This window comes from Spirosoma oryzicola, from assembly GCF_021233055.1.
Taxonomy (GTDB): Bacteria; Bacteroidota; Bacteroidia; order Cytophagales; family Spirosomataceae; genus Spirosoma; species Spirosoma oryzicola.
In genome coordinates this window covers 5047296-5066454 of the sequence record NZ_CP089538.1, presented here as the reverse complement: position 1 = coordinate 5066454, position 19159 = coordinate 5047296, and the positions used below count along the sequence as shown (strand labels likewise).

The following is a 19159-nucleotide window of genomic DNA, read 5'->3' as shown; positions in this document are numbered from 1 at the left end:
CTGATTTCGTGTCTTGCTACACAAAGTCAGGGCTTTTTAGCTTGTTCCCTAATTTACTGTGGGATGTTTAGTGTCACTGTTGCATAATAAAACCCGCCTACGCTTGGTCCGGCGGTGAAGGTCGTGTACGAACGATTCAGCAGATTGGTAGCGCCCAATTTGAAGAAGAGTGGGCCGAGCGTCCGGGCTGGTAGCGCGTAGCTGATTTGCACGTCGAAGGTATTGATCGCGGGAACCATACCCGTCGCCAGCGACGATTGCCACAGAAACGAACTCTGGTATTTGTAATTAATAGAAAAACCAAAACCATTGCCTAAGTCGGGGTTCGAGACGCTTAGATTCGTTATCCATTGAGGTGTGTTAAAGGCTTCTTCCAGGCCGTCACCCTGGTCCGTACGGTCGAGTCGGGCCAATGACGCGTTGCCGGAAAACACCCAATTATGCCCTGCTGAATACCGCAGTCCCAGACTGGAACCGTAGTTGTACACCGTCGTTTTGGAATTGGTCCAGAGCCGGTAGCGGTCCTGCTGGTTACGGTCAGCCAGGTAGTAGGGAATCGAATCCGGGTTACTTCGTTTCGGAATATTGGCTTCGACCTGAGCAATGAAATTGCGGTAAACGTTGTAATAAAAATCGACGTCTACGTATAGTTTCTTCGTGAAAAATAGCCCTTTGTACCCAACCTCAATGCTATTGACCTGCTCTGGTTTTAGGTATGTATACGTATTGGGTCGAAGCAGTCCTTTGTTTTTCTGAATAGCCTGCTCGGTGGTTAACTTATTCGTATTGACGTCAGTGGTAATCGCGTTCTGGAAGGCGTCGATGGAAGTGCGGAAGTAGGAGTTCTCGAAAATACCCTGCGACATGATTTTTAGCCCGCCAACGCGCTTGACCCCTCCCGAATTGACGTTCGAGAACGCTTCGAAAAGCGACGGAAACCGGTAACCGGTCTGGTAAGAAGCGCGAAAATTGTGGTTCTCGGTGGGGGAGAAGACGAGCGAAATGCGTGGATTGACTTTAGGGTCGAAATAGCGGTTTTTATCGACCCGTACCGATCCGCGCAGGCTCAACCGATCACCGAAAAACGACCGCGACGCCTGCACGAAGCCGCCGGTTTTACCGTAAATCAGATTGTGATCGGTACGGTCAGGGTTGATAAAATAATTACCATCGGGAAAAACGACATACCGCCGGTAGTCGAAACCCGCCAGCAGATCAATGCCCGTTTTTTGGCGGAAACCAGCCCACAAAACACGTGTTGGTTCTACCTGGCCTTCCACATGGTACATCCACGATTTTACGCGCAGAGCCGCGCCAATGTCCCAGTTGTTGATGTCCCGCAGTCTGGCGATCTGGCTGTCGAACGTTTCTGAACCCGGCTGTGGGCGGCCTGCATCGGCGAAGGTGCGGGCGGTTGCCAGCGCATTGGTGATGGGTTGACCAGCCGCCGTACTAGCCGTGAATTGATTCGTAAAATCAGTAAACCACTGATTATCGGATTTAAACGATTTGTCAATGTTTTCGGCCATCGAGCGGATATTGTACGAATCGCCGGTGTTCTCGCGGGTCCGGTACGCCCGGATCTGCACCGACGGTGATTCGAGCGTCAGGCCATGCTGGTCGAGGACGTAATTGTCGAGTCGGAACCGGTTTGTACGCTGGTAGACATTGTCGAGTGTAGCCGCTTTGTAGCGATATGAGATCGTTAACTTCGGCAGAATACGCCAGAAAATAGCCGCGTCACCCCGGAGGTTATTCAGGCTCAAATCCGTTGTTTCGTTTTCAAAATAACCCGTACGGGATACCACGTAGCGCTTCCCGCCAATGGTCAGTGTGCGTCGGTTCGCTGATTCATCGCCGTAGTTGTTGACCAGATCACGACCGGGGTTTTCCGGGCCGGTTAGTCCAAGGGTTGTATTGGCATTAGGATTCAAATCAGTTAAGTCGCGGGCAATCCAGTCGTAGCCCCGTTGGTAGGTTAGATTTACTTTGAAGGCCAGCCGCGAACCGATGGTATTCGCGTAGCGCAGACTGGTTTCGCTGAATACTTTCGCCGACGAGAGCGGATCGTTGATGTGGTTCACGCCTGTTTTCTGACTGATGCTTAATCCGCGCGACGTAAACGGATCTTTGGTGATGAGTTGCGCCAGGCCATTTAATGCATTCATGCCGTACAGCGCCGAAGCCGCGCCCGGTACAATCTCGACCCGCTGAATGTCCAGATCGGAGGGAGCCAGCGCGTTGGCAATGGGTGCTCCGATGTGAGGAGCCTGATTGTCCATGCCATCGACAAGCTGCACAAACCGCACGTTTGTCGGATTGGCAAATCCCCGCGTGTTGTACACTTTGAAGCCCAGACTGGCGGTCATGAGTTGGACCCCTTTCAGGTTTTCGATCGCGTCGAAGTAAGAAGGTTGGGCCGACATCCGAATCTGCCGCGCGTCGAGTACCTCAATACTCACCGGCGATTTCAGGACGCTTTCGGAGATGCGGGAAGCGGTGACAACAATCTCGTTCAGCTCAATTTTGCGAAGAGAATCTTTAGGGTTGATCGTACTATCAGGCAGCATTGTAGACGCCACCGCCTGACTGGTAAAAAAAAGAAAGAGGAAGATGTGTTTCATGAACGAGCGTTATTACTGGCGAAATATAACGCTCGTTCTGGTTGTTGGGAAATAACGCTTTGTTTTCGTATCCTATGGTACCGTTCGAAGACATTCGGAGGGGTTAAGCCGGAAGGTTTGCCAGCTCGTCGGCCATAAATTTTTGGAATCGCTCGTGCAGGGCGCGGTAGTGGGCGAGGTATTTTTCGCCTTCGGCGGTTACGACGGTGCCGCCCCCTTTTTCGCCCCCGGTTTGTGTGGTCACCAGTGGGGTTGCGGCCTGGGTATTCATGGAGTGCACCATTTCCCACGCCCGCTTGTACGACATGTTCATGGCTTTGGCCGCCTGATTGATCGAGCCAGTTCGCTGAATGTGACCGAGTAACTCGAGCCGACCAATACCGATAAACCGTTCTGCGCCGTCGGCAGAGACCGTTTCAAGCCAGATACGCCCGTTAATGCGAAGGTTCATGTCCGAAACAGAAGTTAATTCAGCCGCTAAAGTACGATAGAGCGGGATTTTCTCAACGATGGGTAATCGTGGTTTTCAGAAGTAATCGATTAATGATTCGTATGCCGTATCTCCAAGATACGGCATACGAATCATTAATCGATTACTCCCACTAGATCTATATCATCTCGCGGATCGTTGTACGCATAATCATTTGGGAGAGGTGTCGGTTTCGGGAGTGGTGTCGGTTTTGAGAAACCGACACCACGTAGGTATAAAACATAGCGTCCTGGCCAGCCCCTAGCTATCGAGTGAAGGCCCGTTTCAAGCGCACCAGTTCTTTATTCTTCAGGCTGATCGAATCGGTTGCCTGCCGACTGATGCTGTGAGCAACGCTGTCGGACATAAACCAGCCCAGCGGATATTTGGCGTTGTAGGCTAGCCGGAGCGTCAGGTAGTTCGTCTTGGGGTTGGCAAAGCGGTCGATGAAAGAGTTGAACATGTTGTCGCGGGTGATGGACCCATTGTCCCAGGCGTTGAAAAAAGCCAGCAGTGGAATCTGCACTTCCTGCAACACCGAGCGCTTCTTCGGTAGCTTACCGACCGTGTTGCTGTTTTGTATAAAAAGAATGTACGGAACAACCGTCACGCGTTCGAGCGTGTCCAGTCGCCGGATGAAAGGCACGAGATTGTTCAACAACTGAATGCAGGTTTCAACGCCGGAATTATCGAAATAACCGCCGTCCACTACGTGTCCGCCGTACAGTTGTTGGCGTCTGTTGTTCACCAGGGTATCTTTTTGGATTAAACCGCCGTTGGTGACAACCGGAAACCGACTACATAACGAAGCCGCCGTTTTTAGTGGAACATCAGCCTGAATGACATCCAGCGTCGAGACGACATTCTTAAAATAGCGGGTGTCGAGTTGCAGGTTCGAGGTGATTACTTTCTGACCCGATTCGGCGAGGGTTCCGTTCAGTAGCAGCGAAGGCAGGTCATAATTGTAGCCAGTGCGGGTTTGATACAACTGGGTCAGCGACGAATCGAGCGTTTTCAAACCCAGATTGTCGTAATACGAACCTGACCAGGAGTCTTCCAACCACTTAGCTCGTTCCAGGGCCGATACGGGAACTGGCAGCAAGCGTTGCACGGATTCGGGAAATAGTAGTGTCGCTGATACCGCCGATAAGTAATCATCCCGAATGGCTTTTCGGAATTGTTCGAATCGTTTACTGCGTTCGTTTTTGGCGAAGTCGCGCAGGAAAGCCGTATAGAAAACCGTTCCGACGCCCCCGCCCGATACGCCACTGAGCGCGTACACATGCCGACTAAAACCGGGAATGATGGAATCGAGTCGAATCAGGGTTTCGGCGGTCCAGTTTAACGCCCGAATGCCACCACCCTCTGCTGCGACAAGTACTAGCGGAATGGTGTCGCCATCTTCCTGCCGACGAGCGACCACCCACTGTGTAAAATGAGCGGCCACCGTTGGGCGTTGGGCAATCGGGGGTACGGCAGCGTCGGTCGCCTGTCGAATGCTGGTGTTGTCGTTGAACGCACTGATTCCAATCATGTACAGAAAGACCAGCAGAACCAGCGGACGGTAGCGGTAGTCGTTGAAATACACCACCAGACTACCCCAGAAGGTGTACATCGAAATACCGAAAATGATAATGGCCGTAGGCCGTAACCGACGGGCTAGTTCCCATTCAACGGGCAGGCTAAACAAGACGATCAGAAAAGCCGTCAACAGCAAGCCACCCGAAACGACCAATCGACCTAACGGATGCCGCCAAAGCTCCCGGATGTCCTGCCGGAAACTGGTGTACCGATCCGAAAAGCGCCAGTGTGCCGGCAGTTCGAAAACCGGAATTCGCTGCTCGACCCGGAGAAAGAGCACCAGCATCAGACCACTTTCCAGCACCAGCAAATACGGCTGCCAGCGGTTAGGCTCCCAGAAGGCATAGGCCAGGATCAGCGCCGGAATCATGCCGCCGAGTTTGGGGAGCCAGCGCAACAGCCTGTCTGCTTCCTGATTGAGCCGAATCCCAACCGGCGAAATATGCAGAATCATGCGGGTGCTGCCATACACGGTCCAGCTCCAGATAAACGTGCTGAGCAGAATAAACTGAAACAACTGACTGAACACACCGCTGTCGATCACGGCATTGATCATGTCGGCGGCCTGGTCGGGAACGGTCAGGATGTAAAACGAAATAAGCAGCGTAACGATAACGACGAACGCATTTCGCTGCGTCTGGTAGAAGGCGGTAATGTAGTTTCTAGCCTGTTGCTGAAACGAGTGCGGTCGGGCAGGTTGCACGGTAATTGGATTGATTCATCAATTTGTTGAATGTAAAGCTTTGCGGCTTACCGAGGGATAAGACGACCGTATTTTTTTAGCGAAAATCCCGGTAAATTTGGTCCGCCGTGTGCGTTCCGGTTGTACCTTTCGGGTGATAGTTTTCTCGCCTTGTTCGCCTATAATCGCACCGTCTGTCTGCGACCTCGGCGATTCGTCCCTGCTATCGTATGGTTATGGACAATGTCGAATTACTCTCCCGAATTCAGTTCGCTTTCACCATCGCGTTTCATTACATCTACCCGCCCCTGAGCATTGGTCTGGGCGTTTGTCTGGTGGTGATGGAAGGGCTGTATCTCAAAACAAAAAACAAACTTTACGAAGAGCTGACCCGGTTCTGGGTCCGGATTTTTGCGCTAATCTTCGGGATTGGCGTAGCTACGGGTATCGTCATGGAGTTTGAGTTTGGCACCAACTGGGCTACTTACTCGCGTTACGTGGGCGATATCTTCGGGTCGGCGCTGGCGGCAGAAGGCATTTTCGCGTTCGCCTTGGAGTCAGCTTTTCTCGGTATTCTGCTGTTCGGATGGAACAAGGTCAGCCCACGCGTGCATTTCATGGCGACCGTTCTGGTAGCACTGGGCTCTATTTTTTCGGCGCTCTGGATTGTGGTGGCCAACTCCTGGCAGCAAACGCCATCGGGTTATCGGATCGAAGGACAAGGCATGAAAGCCCGCGCTATCGTTACGGATTTCTGGGCGATGGTTTTCAACCCGTCGTCGGTTGAGCGGTATTCGCACGTACTGATCGGTGCGTTGCTGGCCGGTTCATTTCTGGTGTTGAGCGTGAGCGCGTGGTACATCCTCAAAAAGCAACACGTTGGTCACGCGCAGGCTGCCTTCAAAATTGCGCTTTGGGTAGCGGCTGTTTCGGCCCTGGGTCAGTTGGTTACGGGGCATAAATCCGCCGAAGTCGTCACCAAGTACCAACCCGCGAAACTGGCCGCGATGGAAGGCCACTTCGAGAAATCGGCCCCTGCGGATATGTATTTGATGGGTTGGGTCAATGCGAAAGAGCAAAAGACGATGGGGCTAAAAATTCCGGGTGGCTTATCGTTTCTGGTGCATCAGGATTTCAACCAGCCCATTCCCGGTCTGAACAGCATCAAACCCGAAAATCGCCCGACTGCGGTCAATTTCGTGTTTCAGACGTATCACCTCATGGTCGCCATCGGGATGACGCTTATTGCGCTGACCTTGTTTAGTTTGTACCTGCTTTACCGAAAAAAACTGTTCGAGACGCGCTGGCTGATGAGCGTTTTCGTTTTCGCGGTGCTCTTGCCGCAGATTGCTAATCAGGTGGGTTGGTATACGGCGGAGGTCGGTCGTCAGCCGTGGGTCGTGTACGGGTTGCTCCGCACCTCCAATGCCCTCTCGCAGGCGGTCAAAGCCGAGCACGTACTGGCTTCGCTGATTCTGTTCACGTTTATTTACGTGATGCTGTTTGCCTTGTTTTTGTACCTGCTGAACAAAAAAATTCAGCATGGCCCCGACGTGGATACGGAACAGGAAGAAACGTCGTCGCGCATGAATCCAGTACTCAGCTAATGAGCCAAAGAGCGAATGAACTTGTGCCAAAGCAGTTTATTCGCTCAATCACTTCTTCGCTCAACAACACATTCACTGTTTAGGTATGGATACCATTCTTGGAATTGATCTACCCACGTGGTGGTTTTTGCTGATTGGCGCGCTGATCAGCGGTTACGGAATTTTAGATGGATTTGATCTGGGTGCGGGCGCGGTGCATTTGTTTTTTCGGAAAGAAGAAAGTCGCCGGATTGCACTCAATGCTATTGGGCCAGTCTGGGACGGGAACGAAGTATGGCTCGTTATCGGGGCGGGGGCTTTGTTTGCGGCTTTTCCGCTGGTGTACGGCACGATCCTGTCGGTCCTGTATTTGCCATTTATTCTGTTTCTGGTCGCCATTATTTTCCGGGCGATCTCGATTGAGTTTCGGGGGAAGGAAGACATGAAGTGGTGGCGAAAACTGTGGGATGTCAGCTTTTGCGCGTCCAGTATCGTTATCTCGTTGCTGCTGGGACTGATTTTAGGGAATCTCATTCAGGGACTACCGCTCAATGCAAATCACGAATTTGTGGGACGGCTGCGCGATTTTTTCAATCCGTACGCGCTGCTGGTTGCCGTTACGGTGCTGGCGCTGTTTATGATGCACGGATCGATGTACCTGATCATGAAGACCGAAGATCGCATTTTTACCCGGCTGACCATTATCGCCAATAATACCAGCAAGTTTTTTATTCTGTGTTTCGTCGCTACGTCGATGGCAACGCTTATTTACGTGCCCCATATGACGGCTATTTTCAAGCAGCATCCGGCTTTGTTCGGTATTGCCATTGCCGCCGTGCTAATCGTTCTAAACATTCGTCGGAGCATTGAAAAACGGCAATATCAACGGGGGTTCATCTCGTCGTCCATCACGACCGCGCTGCTGTTGATTCTATTTGCGATGGGGCTGTACCCAAATCTGGTCTTGTCGAACGTTGATCCCAGAGGCCACATCAGCATCTACGAAGCGGCTTCGTCGGATGCTTCCCTGCGCACGATGCTGTTGTTTGCCGTTATCGGAATGCCGCTGGTGGCTACCTATACGGTGTTTATGTTTTGGACCTTCCGGGGAAAAGTGAAAATTGAAGATCACAGCTACTAAGCAGGTCTACTGATAATAATTTAGATTGTTTTTTGTCATGCTGACCGGCCCGCCGGAGCGGAAGGAAGCATCTTCGATAGCTGGGTTGATTCACTCATCCGAAGATGCTTCCTCCGTCAGTATGACAAAAACGCCATTATAAAATACTTTAAACTATTTTTGTTTGAGTACTTAATCCGTCAGATCAGGTCGTTCGCCTTTACGTAAGGCGTTTACCAGATTATGCGTCCGGCGCGTCGGCTCGGGAATCCGGTAGCCGACTCCACGGCCGCCGTGGAAACGGCCACCGTCGCAGGCTAATGTAAGTGATATAGCGGTTTCCAGATCGATCAAATGACCGGGAGAGACGTAAACCGGATTGACTTTGTTTTTGGTCCGCAAAGCCGCGCCTACCACATCGCCGTAATGCATCATCGGCGACCAGGAACCGCGTTCGGGAGCAGGCTCTTCGTACTTACCCACCAGCACTGATTTGCCGCAGCCAAACGTCGGCCGGTTCAGGAATAAACCAGCGTGGGAAGCAATCCCGATCCGGCGCGGATGAGCCGTACCGTGACCGTCGAACATCACCACGTCGGGTTCGGTCTTTAGTTTGGCCCACGCCTGCAACAGCGACGGAATCTCACGGAACGACAGCAGACCCGGAATGTACGGAAACGGAGCCGTGCTGATTACCCCCGCTTCTTCGATGGTTTCGAGCGTTTCCAGATCTAGTACGACAATTCCGGCGTAAACCGTTTCCTCAAACTTGTTGAACGAAATATCGCAGCCCGCAATCGTCTTTGGCGGAGTTGTCAGCGGCTCGATCCGAATCTGCGAACGCAACTGTTTTTGCAGCGCGACGGCCTCAGCGGGTGAAACGTTCCAGTCGTGGAGGGGTTGGTAAGTGGCCATATGAACAAGAAAGCGGGCTTTCACCTAACGAACGAGAACGGGTCGTGGTTTGAAAAGCTAGCTTATAGTTAGTTAGACGGTATGGACAACCGGTTTCTCCATGCGAACAAAGTGCTTGCACTAGCTGTCAGCCGTCTGTAGAAGTGATAAAAAATCCTGAATAGAAATGACGGCTACTTTGGGAAATGGAATATCCCGAAGCGCACGGAAATGAGCATCGTTGGTAACAATATAGTCAGCTCCAGAAGAAATTGCAGTGTCAACAAATTTATTATCATCAGGGTCAATAGTAATTAGTTGCCAACGATAAAAAATTTCTGTTTGTACCGTATTGTCCTGTTTCAGAATCAACTCGATGATGTTTTCTGCAATCTGAGGAGTCATTTTCTGACCAGCGATTTCATGATACTCTGTCAAGATTTCGCTGGAAACTGCCAATTCAAACTTGCCGGATCTGAATGCGTCGAAGATGGGTCGGAAAGGTGAAATCTTGGGGGTAATCGCCAGTAAACAATTGGTATCTAGCACAATTCTCATTGCTGAATCCGGTAGGGAGTGCGTGAGTGTTCCCCCAGCCACTCGTCAACTTTTGTGGCGTCCCAATTATTTTGCTCAAAAAGCTGATCGACTTCGTTATCTATTTTCTGGGCAAAATAATCAGCCAATAGCTGACGAATTTCGTGTAGCTGCTTTTCAGAGATTGGTCTTGAAAAAGTCTTTAGAAGCTCAATTTGGAGGTTACTAAGCGCGGCCATAGTTCATAGCGTTTGAACAAAAATAATTAATTTCTAAATGCATACGAAGGAGCTTCAGTTTGAGCTTAAGTGCGTTCTGATCAATTTCTTTACAAAGTCCAGTTGGTCGTCGGTGTGCTCAAGGATGTTTTTTAGACTGATCGGGATGGTATAATCGGGGAGGGTTCCGCGTCCTCTGGCGCCTGTTTTTCCGACAGCCATGTTGTAATAGACGAGGGGCGTACCCACCTGAATCTTGGAGTGAGGCAGTTCCAGCGTAATAAAGCTTCCGCCATTTCCCCCTTCGTAAGCACCACCGGATTCTTCACCGATAAACACACCTACCTTGTTGGCGTGCGCAACGGCTAGAAACTCAGATGTGGTCGACGCACTCTGGCCATTCATGAGTACATAAACTTTTCCCCTGAATCGGTTTGGTTTGGGTGAGTACCGTTTGGGACCCCGACCACTGTCGCCCTGTCTGAGCGTAAACGTTCCATCCGGTTCGGGTAGTAGTTCGTTTTTTATGTTCTTCCGATCAGCCTCCGACAAATCCGAAAACTCGATAAATGCTGAGCTATCCGTAACACTATGTTGCCGGGCATAATATGGAGCCGCAGAATTCGACCTCATCAGGTACGTGAACAGTTCAATGCCCTGGCTATCCCAGCCGCCCGGATTATCCCGGATGTCAACGATCAGGTTACGGGCTTTTAGTTTCTCAATCTTCGCCATCGTCTTATCCATGAACACTCGGAACCGGGCCACGGCGGTTTCGTTGCTGCTAGCCCCTTCGCCACTGAAGCCGTCGATACGCAGGTAGGCCGTTTGGGCAACGTCTTTCGGAAAGGAGAGCCGCCAGGGATGCTTCTGGTTCTTTTGATAATACCACGCGATCATTTGCTTGTTGACGGGATTCTTGATGTACCCCTTTAGCGACGTATGGAAAGGCTGAGCCGGCACATCGACCTGAATTGTATCACCCGCCAGCGTCCTGAACGATAGCTGAAACGTATCCGGTTGCTCAACGAACCAGTAGTAGAATAAGGCGAAAAGTGCGCCTTTCATGCTAGCCTGCTTCGAGGTCTGGATGTAGCCATCGGCCCAGTGGTAGCGATACAGGATCAGCTGAATACTGGCCATATCCCGCCCGTTGATACGCAGTAGTTCGAAGCCTGGCTTGATAAGCGGATTGGCGGTGCCGTTGAATAGCACGTACGAGCGATCTTGGATGGGCAGGATAAACAGCGGAAACGTTTTCCAGGTGTCGAAACCCCGTCGCCATTCTTTAGTCGGGAATGCGTGGGTGTGCGCACAGCGAATGTCAACGATAAGGGCTTCGATGGTTTGGTAAAAGGCATGGAACGGCATTGGCTTCGTCAACGTACCGTCGATACTGTCCAGTTTAGCCTGCATGATTGCTTTGGGCGTGTAGCGGTACAGACCGGGATGGGTTTCTTCCAGCAACCGGCGGAAATACCGAAAGTCAGCCTGCATATCGGCGGGTTGCAGCATAGTGGTTTGCAAGGTGTCACGAACCGATTGGGCGTGTAGGGAGCAGGATAGAAGAAAAAAGAGAAGATGGTAGAGGTTGCTCATAATTCGCTGATTTTGGCCCAAAACAGGCTAAAACCAATGAGCGGATCTGCTCAAATCCGGATTTGAGCAGTGTTTTTCTTTTGTTGCGCCTGGTATTCGCCCGGCGACACGCCCGTCAGCTGCTTGAATGTTCGTTGAAAAGTGGCCTGTGAGTTGAAGCCACAGTCGAAGGCAATGCCTGTTAGAGTCAGGTTCCCGTAAGCAGGGTCAGTTAGCCGCTGCTTCACCGCATCAACGCGGTATTCGTTGACGAAGCCATTGAAGTTTTTGCGTACGTGCTGGTTCAGAACGGCGGAGATCAGTTTAGGACTTAGTTGCGTATGCTGACCTAGTTTTTCAACCGTCAGTTCAGGATCTAAAAACAACTGCTTCGCCGACATAGCGTTCAAGAGCGCATCGACAACCGGCTTCACGATTGCTTCGGGTAGTTCGGCACCCGCAGGTTTGGGGGGCTGGACGACAGGGGTTGTTGACCGGGCGTGCAGATAACCTTTCAATCCCAGCCAATAAATTAGCACGGCAATAGGAACGTAGATCGGATACCAGCCAACGCGATCCAGTAGCGGCCCACGGGTAGCCGGGATGATGTACGGCACCAAGTGGATAAACCAGATAACCTGAAAAATCAGAAATGCGGTGAAAAATTGTCGGAGCAAGCGAAGGTTTTTTTCGTCCGGCTGTTTGGTCCGGGTGGCTCGATAACTGTTGAGCAAGCGACCCGTCAATACGAGATAAACCGTCAGCGAAATCCAGCGCGGAATGTCGGCGTAGGTGTTGTACTCCTGCATGGCGTGCCCCCAAGCAGGACCGCTTTTTCCGTCAACCAATCCCAGAAACTTTCCGATGAAAAATGTCCAGATGATTAGTGGAGACCCCAGATCCAGCACTGCCGGGTAAAAATGACGTCGTTCTTGCCGCCCTAGTTGAAACGCTGGATCCAGCATAGATTTGCTGTAGAAGTACATCAGGGGGCCGAGCGGCATGATGACGAAGAGTGGCAGCAAATCCAGTAGAAGCCCTACCCACGGGTTCGGTATGGGAACGCCCACGGCCAGACTCATCATGGCCAGCAACCCAATAAGCGTAGCCAAGAGTCGGTTCGATAATCGGTTCCCTTTACCATTGATCCACAGCAGCGTAGCCAGAATGAATCCTTGCAACGTACCCAGCAGCAGAAGCAGGTCGAAGGGAGCGATGGTCATACGGCCCTAATCCACAATTTTCACTTTGATCCGGTGTGGTGCTGGCTGGCTACCGCCGAAGTAAAGCCCGGTGGCGTAAGCAAACGATTTATCGTGCGTGAACGCAATTGGCTGACCACCCAATATCTGGTATACTTTGCGGTCATAGTCGATTTTTATTGTCAGCCGAGTGGGCTGATTGATGGCTGTTTCGGCTACTTTGAAGTCAACGCGTTTGCCCGCTACATAGGCATAGGCTCCCAGGTCGATACGTTTGGTCTTTGGATTATAACGCCAGCCGACCCGTGCGCCGTCGACCTGATGCGGAGGAACACCGTCCAGCGGCTGATCTTTCGATCCCACGAAACCTAATCCAATTACTTTGTTCCAGTCGTCGGCATCGACCGCGCCAATATCGTACACACAGCTACTGTCGAAGGTCACTTCGGCGGTTATCTGGCCGGGGCTTATTAACAGCCCTACCTTTCGCTTCGGCATAGGCTCGTGCTCGCCCTCTTCGATAACCACCCAATCGGGATTGGAGAGCAGAAAATCGGGTACGCAGGCGCTCATGCACAGACTAAGCAGGACAAAAAAGGCTTTTGCGACAAGCGCTGACGAACGTACCGGTGAAGGGAAGCGAAGCATAGGGATGAAGAGGAATGCGTACGGTTGTGCAAATAACGTCATAAATAAACGGATCTGTATCCCATTCACTCAGTCTAGTCAAAAGGGGTATTATGAAGAAAGTAAGATTAGCAGGCGTGGTCGATCGGTTGCTGATCGTTACTTACCTGAAAGACAAGATTGCTAGTGCCCCTGAGACTTAGCAATTGGTAGGATTATTTTTAGGCTAGCTGATGACGTTTTCGTAATTTTCAGCCTTGTTAGCCAAACCTTTACGAATCCTTTTATGGAATCCGCAATATCGTCATCAATACCATCTGTGCGGGCGTCTTCATCAACCCGGCTTGCGGGTTGGCGGCTAGGCATACCCGTTTACATTTACGCGGTTGTTTTTTCGTCCTTCTGCGTCGTAATGGGACTGCTGTGGGACATTATGTGGCACATGAGCATTGGGCGTGATGGCCTGCTGGCTCCTCCGCACGTAGTTATCTACGTTGGAGCGATTGTGTCAGGGCTGTTTTCGGCCTACCAGATTCTTAACCTTACGCTGACCAAAAACCATCCCGGTCGTTCGGCTGCTGTTCCCTTCTGGGGTGTTTTCTACGGACCGCTGGGGGCTATGTTCAGCGTATGGGGAGCACTGGCTATGCTGACATCGGCTCCTTTCGACGACTGGTGGCATAATACCTACGGACTCGACGTTCAGATTCTGACCCCGCCCCACACGATTTTAGCCATCGGTATTATGACCGTTCAGTTTGGCGCACTGGTTGGGGTGCTGTCTTTGCAGAATCAGTATCGGGGTAAATCCCTCATCCACAATTCGGATAGCGAACGGCAGGCTACACGCCTGAAATGGTTGTTCGCGATTTCGGCAGGTCTGTTGCTGATGATGCTCAACACACTCACGACTGAATCGATGGGGAGGCACGAGACTCATTCGTCAGGGTACTACGTCACGGGGGCGATTATTTTCCCGTTCTTTTTGCTGGCCGTTGCGCGGGCGTCGCTCTTGCGCTGGCCGCTCACGATCATCACCGCGATTTACGCCCTAGGTATGCTAGCGCCTAGCTGGGTGCTACAGAATTTTTCGGCCACTCCCCGGCTGGGACCGATCAACAACCCCATTACGCATTACCAGCCGTTTATCTTTCCGGTACTGCTAGTTGTACCCGCCCTGGTACTCGACTGGCTAATGCATCGCTTCGATACGGCCAATAACGGGAAACGTAAACTAAACGATTGGGTGCTGGCCGCCTTGTATGCTGTCGTATTTCTACTTGTGTTGCTGGCGGTTCAGTGGCCCTTTGGAGAATTTTTGTTGAAGTCGCCGTACGCTCGTAATGGCTTCTTTCTGTCGTATTCCTGGAGTTATGATAATTCTCCTGACTGGAAATACCGTTACGATTATGCTCCCTGGAACATGCAGTCGCCCGCGGCTTTCTGGATGGGTTTCGGTAAGGCTTTGCTCTACGCTACGCTTTCGGCTCGTGTCGGTCTGCTTTGGGGAAATTGGATGAAACGAGTGGTACGGTAGAGAAGTTAGACAGACGAAACCAATCATTATGAAGCGTAATCAACGCCTGCAGAAAAGCGGATCAGGCTGGATCATACATCTATATACAATCTTATTATTTGTTTGCCTGTCGATCACAGCCAACGCCCACGTCGGTAGTTCGGGGGTAATCGTGCAGAAAAAAGCGGGTAAATACCAATTGCTGATTCAGGTAAACCCGCCCGATGTAGTGCCCGGAACGGCCAAAGTAACGGTATTCGTCGAGCAGGGGCGCGTTAGCAGCCTGGGAGCGCGGCCTATTTATTTCAACTCCGGTGACAAAGGAGCACCCACGCATGATGTACTTGTACCGGTAGGTACGAATCAGTACGAGGCCGACGTGTGGCTGATGAGTTCCGGTTCATCGAGTGTAGAAATTAGCATCGATGGTCCCGATGGCAAACAGCAAGTCGTTGTTCCGGTAGCGGCTGTAGCTACAGCGTTGCGTGAGATGCCTGCCGGGACGGGTTGGGGGCTGGCGGCTATGGGCTTGTTGCTCATTGTTATGCTGATTACCATTATTGGAGCCAGCAATGCCGATGGTGTCGTTGTGCCCGGTCAATCCGCTGTAGCCGGTCTTCGTCGACGTCGGGTGACGGGTATGGGCGTTGGGCTGGTTGTCGTTGCGTTGATGCTGACAGGCTGGCGCTCTTGGTGGAACAGTACCGCCGAGGCTTATCGAACGGAGCAGCTTTACCGGGCTTTACCGATTAATGCTTCGGTGCGTGTTGCTGACGCACAGCGGCAATTGACGATCCAGGTGGATACAACCGGTTTTGCAAACGACTGGCAGAAACGGCGTAACCTAAGCTACGTATTGCCTGATCACGGGAAACTAATGCATTTGTTTCTGATCCGGACACCGAATCTGGATGCTTTCGCCCACCTGCATCCGAACCGACGCGATACGCTGCACTACGATGCAGCTTTACCAGCGCTGCCGGGCGGTAAATACCTGCTTTACGCCGATGTCGTCTATCGAAATGGTTTTGCCGAAACCCTGACCGACACCGTCGATGTACCGTCTTTAAAAATCAGCGCCGAAGCGGCTGCCGCAGCCAAACCGTCCGACCCGGATGATAGCTGGCTGGTAACGGAGCCAATGGGCGTAAAAGCCGCTTCCGTGAATGTGCCGCATCTGGACAACGATATGGTCGTTTGTGGCAAGCCCGGTGCCAGCACAAAACTCGAAGACGGTTCAAGTATGGTCTGGATGGATAAGAAGAGCCAGGTGTTGGAGGCTGGTAAGTTGTACAACCTGAAATTTGCCGTTGCGGATGCGCAGGGAAAAGCGGCTCCGCTGGAACCTTACCTCGGTATGGGCGGACATGCCGCTATTCTGCGTTCGGACGGAACGGTGTACATCCACTTACATCCGGTTGGAACGTACTCGATGGCTGCCGAAGGATCACTGGTCGGACGGATTAGCGATACTGCCCGCACGTTCCAGTACCCAGACGCGGTGAAATTTCGGGACAGCATTGATACCTACATCGCCAGGCTGAAAACCTTGCCCGAAGCCGAAAAAAACAAGTTACTGATGGCCGGTATGCCTGCGATGAACCATACCATGAAGACCAACAACATGGTTGAGTTTCCGTACGCATTCCCCCGAGCGGGGCACTACCGCATCTGGGTGCAGGTCAAGCGGAACGGTCGGGTTCTGACGGGTGTATTTGATACGCAGGTTAACGAACCGCTGCTGTAAACAGTAGGTTAGGCGGGTTTTCTGTTTTGGATTACTAGAATTCGGTATCATAATCCAAAACAACCTGCACGATCTTACGTTTATGGCCCAATCCGTGACTCGTCGCCAGCTACTGACGACGTTGACTGCTGCCGTTGGCGCATCGGTTACACCTGCTTCGGCAACCACTCAGTCTGCCTTTCCGCAAACGGCTCCAATGGCTGGTCCGCCACCGTTTACGCCTTGCCTGAATATGAGTACCCTGCGGGGGCACAAGTTAGGTTTTGTCAAGGAGCTGGAAACAGCTTCCAAAGCCGGTTTTCGCTCCGTTGAGGTCTGGATCGATAGCTTACAGGAATACGTTAAATCGGGCGGAACCGTAGCCGATGCCCGAAAGCGCCTGTCTGATCTGGGTATTCGCATCGAAAATGCCATTGGCTTCGCGCCCTGGATTGTCGATGACGAAACGGTTCGGGCTAAAGGAGTCGAACAGATGAAGCGCGAGATGGAACTGTTAGCGCAGGTCGGTTGCAAACGCGTAGCTACCCCGTCGGTTGGTGCACAAGCACCCGACGCGCCGGTTATCGATCTGCGTAAAGCCGCCGAACGGTATCGCGCTATCCTGGAACTGGGCGATCAAACGGGCGTAGTACCGCAGCTGGAGATGTGGGGCTTTTCCAAAAATCTGAGCCGTCTGAGCGACGTAATGTACGTAGCCATCGAAAGCGGCCACCCGTCAGCACGGCTTCTACTCGATATTTACCACATCTTCAAAGGCGGTTCCAGCATCGACAGCTTGCCGTTGATCGGTAAACCCGGCATCGAGGTTTTTCACGTCAACGATTACCCGGCCAACATGACCCGGCAGGCTATTGTCGATGCGGATCGGGTGTACCCTGGCGATGGTGTGGCTCCCATCAAGGAAACGTTGACTAAAATCAAAGATCCCAGCAAGTCGATTATTCTATCGCTGGAAGTTTTTAACAAAAACTACTACGCGCAGGACGCTATGACGGTGGCGAAAACGTCGATGGAAAAGATGAAAAAAATGATCGCTGGCGTTTAGCTATTCTTCGTCGGCGCGTCGGTCGGCCCGGATTTCCGGAATGGTATCCGGGTCGATCAAACCCAGCGAAGCTGCGTGTTCGGCGGCTTCGACCGTGTCGGGAACCAGAAGCATCGGCACCTGATAGGCTTCCGTCGTTCGGATCAGCTCTCGGACCGCTTCATCGCGCATATCGACGGAAACGTCGCGAATATAAATGGCTCGAATCCGCCCCGGATTGTCGCGAACAACCTGCGCATAGATTTCGGGGTCCTGCTGGCCGCTGTCGCCAATCAGCACGAACGGAAGCTGTGGGTTGACATCAAGGATCTTTTTGATCATCGCCAGCTTGTGCGTGTGATGCGATTGAGACGACAACAGCTCGGGGTTGAAGCCCAGATCGCGGAGCAGGATTGGTCCTTTGGGTACGCCCTGAATGCGGAAGAAATCGACCAGTAGATCGTACAAATTCCACGGGCTGCTCGACACAAAATAAATTGGGTTAAACAAGGTCGTGACCGGACCGCTCTGCAACGCCCGGTAAAAAGCTGCTACTCCGGCGAAGGGAAGGCGGGTATACGCATTACCCAGAAACGTCAGCCGGGCCGTTTGTAAAAGACTCGTTGCCCCCGTTACGAGTACGGTGTCGTCAATGTCGGAGATAACGCCAAACTGACTGTACAACGGTGAAATCATCAGGTAGCCATCCTTCTCTACCGCTTCTCCGGTCGGTTGCGTGACGCCGTCCAGCGAATACCGAACCGGAAACCAGGCCCGGCCCGGCGGTAAATCATCGGGCGGGTTGATCGTTATGTCGAAATACCCTTCTTTGTCCGTAGTGGTGGTGTATGACTGATCGAAGGCGTCAATCCGCACCGTTACGCCGGGCACTTCATCGCTATTAAAACGCTGGTAGGTCGCTAAAAGATTTTGCCAGAACGTATCGTTGTCGCTTGGTGTACTTAGATCCCGTTCGCGCAGTACGCGCCCTTTAAGCCAAACGGCTGTTGGGCTGCCAAAGCCTCGGTAGTAGACGATTTTGTACGGCTTTTTTGCGTCCAACCGTCCGAAGAGTCGGTTCTTGAGCCGGTCGAACTGGGTTTCTGTATCATCCGATACACTCGTAAAAAAATCTTTCCAGGTAGTCATCGAGAAGTTGGTTGGTAATCTTTCTACAGGTTCGCATCAGGCTGATCGCATCACCATCCACGATAGGGTTTTTATCGAAGATCGTGAGCGGTTTTTCGGCCATCCGCTGGTTTGGTGGTAACTTGCGGACCAAAAGAGCGATTCGCAATACGGGATGCGTTTAACACGCCCCGATCCAACGTCGCTTATTATTGATAAAACTATGAGCAAACAAATTGTTTATACGGAGCAGGCTCCAGCACCCATCGGGCCTTATAGTCAGGCGGTAAAAGTTGATTTAGCTTCGGCAGCGAGCATGCTGTTCGTTTCAGGTCAGGTAGCTATTGAATTGGCTCCGCTGGGCGACATTCAGGCCGAGACGAAGCAGGTCATGGAAAATATCGGAGCCATCCTGAAAGCGGCTGGTAAAGATTATACCAACATTGTCAAGTCGAGTATTTTCGTAAAAGACATGAACAATTTTGCGGCTATCAACGAAGTGTATGGACGCTATTTCACCAGCGAACCGCCCGCCCGCGAAACCGTCGAAGTGGCCCGGTTGCCCAAAGACGTGAATGTTGAAATTTCAGTAATCGCTATTTAACGACTGACCGAGGAAGCGGGTG

General features: G+C 51.9%; 16 protein-coding genes. 6 read left to right on the top strand and 10 right to left on the bottom strand.

Going from position 1 to position 19159, the window contains the following annotated elements:
• Window positions 1-53 precede the first annotated feature (53 nt).
• The 3 genes from LQ777_RS21340 to LQ777_RS21330 all read right to left on the bottom strand — a co-directional run bounded on the left by LQ777_RS21340 (window position 54) and on the right by LQ777_RS21330 (window position 5377).
• Window positions 54-2624 carry a TonB-dependent receptor plug domain-containing protein gene (locus LQ777_RS21340; protein WP_232559962.1) on the bottom strand — a complete coding sequence of 857 codons (2571 nt, stop codon included), beginning with the start codon at window positions 2622-2624 and terminating at the stop codon, window positions 54-56.
• A gap of 103 nt (window positions 2625-2727) precedes the next feature.
• Window positions 2728-3075, bottom strand: coding sequence for a winged helix-turn-helix domain-containing protein (locus tag LQ777_RS21335; RefSeq protein WP_232559961.1), 348 nt, complete (start codon window positions 3073-3075; stop codon window positions 2728-2730).
• A gap of 283 nt (window positions 3076-3358) precedes the next feature.
• Window positions 3359-5377, bottom strand: coding sequence for a hypothetical protein (locus LQ777_RS21330; RefSeq protein ID WP_232559960.1), 2019 nt, complete (start codon window positions 5375-5377; stop codon window positions 3359-3361).
• 215 nt (window positions 5378-5592) lie between these two features.
• Here LQ777_RS21330 and LQ777_RS21325 point away from each other — a divergent pair, with 215 nt between their 5' ends.
• Together LQ777_RS21325 and cydB are read left to right on the top strand one after the other, a co-directional pair.
• Window positions 5593-6963 (top strand): cytochrome ubiquinol oxidase subunit I, encoded by a 1371-nt coding sequence (locus LQ777_RS21325; RefSeq protein ID WP_232559959.1) that lies wholly within the window; start codon window positions 5593-5595, stop codon window positions 6961-6963.
• Window positions 6964-7048: 85 nt separating this feature from the next.
• The gene (cydB, locus tag LQ777_RS21320; RefSeq protein ID WP_232559958.1) at window positions 7049-8083 is read left to right on the top strand and encodes a cytochrome d ubiquinol oxidase subunit II; all 1035 of its coding nucleotides are present in this window, start codon (window positions 7049-7051) and stop codon (window positions 8081-8083) included.
• A 171-nt stretch (window positions 8084-8254) separates the two neighbouring features.
• Here cydB and nfi read toward each other — a convergent pair whose 3' ends face one another.
• The 6 genes from nfi to LQ777_RS21290 form a co-directional block, all read right to left on the bottom strand.
• A complete protein-coding gene (gene nfi / locus LQ777_RS21315; protein ID WP_232559957.1) occupies window positions 8255-8977 on the bottom strand; it encodes a deoxyribonuclease V in 723 nt (240 codons plus the stop codon).
• A 120-nt stretch (window positions 8978-9097) separates the two neighbouring features.
• Window positions 9098-9514, bottom strand: a complete 417-nt coding sequence (locus tag LQ777_RS21310) for a putative toxin-antitoxin system toxin component, PIN family (RefSeq protein WP_232559956.1) — start codon at window positions 9512-9514, stop codon at window positions 9098-9100.
• Window positions 9511-9732 carry a hypothetical protein gene (locus LQ777_RS21305; RefSeq protein WP_232559955.1) on the bottom strand — a complete coding sequence of 74 codons (222 nt, stop codon included), beginning with the start codon at window positions 9730-9732 and terminating at the stop codon, window positions 9511-9513. The genes LQ777_RS21310 and LQ777_RS21305 overlap by 4 nt, the downstream gene beginning before the upstream one ends.
• A gap of 54 nt (window positions 9733-9786) precedes the next feature.
• Window positions 9787-11310, bottom strand: a complete 1524-nt coding sequence (locus LQ777_RS21300; protein WP_232559954.1) for a S41 family peptidase — start codon at window positions 11308-11310, stop codon at window positions 9787-9789.
• Window positions 11311-11360: 50 nt separating this feature from the next.
• Window positions 11361-12512 carry a helix-turn-helix domain-containing protein gene (locus tag LQ777_RS21295; RefSeq protein ID WP_232559953.1) on the bottom strand — a complete coding sequence of 384 codons (1152 nt, stop codon included), beginning with the start codon at window positions 12510-12512 and terminating at the stop codon, window positions 11361-11363.
• 6 nt (window positions 12513-12518) lie between these two features.
• Window positions 12519-13139 (bottom strand): hypothetical protein, encoded by a 621-nt coding sequence (locus tag LQ777_RS21290; protein ID WP_232559952.1) that lies wholly within the window; start codon window positions 13137-13139, stop codon window positions 12519-12521.
• Between the two features lie 265 nt (window positions 13140-13404).
• Between LQ777_RS21290 and LQ777_RS21285 the strand changes: the two genes are divergently transcribed.
• The 3 genes from LQ777_RS21285 (at window position 13405) to LQ777_RS21275 (ending at window position 17426) form a co-directional block, all read left to right on the top strand.
• Window positions 13405-14655: a hypothetical protein gene (locus LQ777_RS21285; RefSeq protein WP_232559951.1), complete on the top strand. Its 1251-nt coding sequence runs from the start codon at window positions 13405-13407 to the stop codon at window positions 14653-14655.
• 28 nt (window positions 14656-14683) lie between these two features.
• Entirely contained in the window at window positions 14684-16381 is a 1698-nt protein-coding gene (locus LQ777_RS21280; protein WP_232559950.1) for a hypothetical protein, read from the top strand.
• Between the two features lie 82 nt (window positions 16382-16463).
• A complete protein-coding gene (locus tag LQ777_RS21275) occupies window positions 16464-17426 on the top strand; it encodes a sugar phosphate isomerase/epimerase family protein (protein ID WP_232559949.1) in 963 nt (320 codons plus the stop codon).
• On the opposite strand, the gene LQ777_RS21270 is transcribed toward LQ777_RS21275, so the two are convergent.
• Window positions 17427-18554: an App1 family protein gene (locus LQ777_RS21270; protein WP_232559948.1), complete on the bottom strand. Its 1128-nt coding sequence runs from the start codon at window positions 18552-18554 to the stop codon at window positions 17427-17429.
• A 202-nt stretch (window positions 18555-18756) separates the two neighbouring features.
• Between LQ777_RS21270 and LQ777_RS21265 the strand changes: the two genes are divergently transcribed.
• A complete protein-coding gene (locus LQ777_RS21265; protein ID WP_232559947.1) occupies window positions 18757-19137 on the top strand; it encodes a Rid family detoxifying hydrolase in 381 nt (126 codons plus the stop codon).
• Window positions 19138-19159 lie beyond the last annotated feature (22 nt).

Excerpts from the sequence above, each read along its gene's own strand:
- LQ777_RS21265 (WP_232559947.1), top strand. The coding sequence starts at position 18,757 with ATGAGCAAACAAATTGTTTATACGGAGCAGGCTCCAGCACCCATCGGG.
- LQ777_RS21305 (WP_232559955.1), bottom strand. The coding sequence starts at position 9,732 with ATGGCCGCGCTTAGTAACCTCCAAATTGAGCTTCTAAAGACTTTTTCA.
- LQ777_RS21290 (WP_232559952.1), bottom strand. The coding sequence starts at position 13,139 with ATGCTTCGCTTCCCTTCACCGGTACGTTCGTCAGCGCTTGTCGCAAAA.
- nfi (WP_232559957.1), bottom strand. The coding sequence starts at position 8,977 with ATGGCCACTTACCAACCCCTCCACGACTGGAACGTTTCACCCGCTGAG.
- LQ777_RS21325 (WP_232559959.1), top strand. The coding sequence starts at position 5,593 with ATGGACAATGTCGAATTACTCTCCCGAATTCAGTTCGCTTTCACCATC.
- LQ777_RS21280 (WP_232559950.1), top strand. The coding sequence starts at position 14,684 with ATGAAGCGTAATCAACGCCTGCAGAAAAGCGGATCAGGCTGGATCATA.
- LQ777_RS21275 (WP_232559949.1), top strand. The coding sequence starts at position 16,464 with ATGGCCCAATCCGTGACTCGTCGCCAGCTACTGACGACGTTGACTGCT.
- LQ777_RS21285 (WP_232559951.1), top strand. The coding sequence starts at position 13,405 with ATGGAATCCGCAATATCGTCATCAATACCATCTGTGCGGGCGTCTTCA.
- LQ777_RS21300 (WP_232559954.1), bottom strand. The coding sequence starts at position 11,310 with ATGAGCAACCTCTACCATCTTCTCTTTTTTCTTCTATCCTGCTCCCTA.
- LQ777_RS21295 (WP_232559953.1), bottom strand. The coding sequence starts at position 12,512 with ATGACCATCGCTCCCTTCGACCTGCTTCTGCTGCTGGGTACGTTGCAA.
- LQ777_RS21335 (WP_232559961.1), bottom strand. The coding sequence starts at position 3,075 with ATGAACCTTCGCATTAACGGGCGTATCTGGCTTGAAACGGTCTCTGCC.
- LQ777_RS21340 (WP_232559962.1), bottom strand. The coding sequence starts at position 2,624 with ATGAAACACATCTTCCTCTTTCTTTTTTTTACCAGTCAGGCGGTGGCG.
- LQ777_RS21270 (WP_232559948.1), bottom strand. The coding sequence starts at position 18,554 with ATGACTACCTGGAAAGATTTTTTTACGAGTGTATCGGATGATACAGAA.
- cydB (WP_232559958.1), top strand. The coding sequence starts at position 7,049 with ATGGATACCATTCTTGGAATTGATCTACCCACGTGGTGGTTTTTGCTG.
- LQ777_RS21310 (WP_232559956.1), bottom strand. The coding sequence starts at position 9,514 with ATGAGAATTGTGCTAGATACCAATTGTTTACTGGCGATTACCCCCAAG.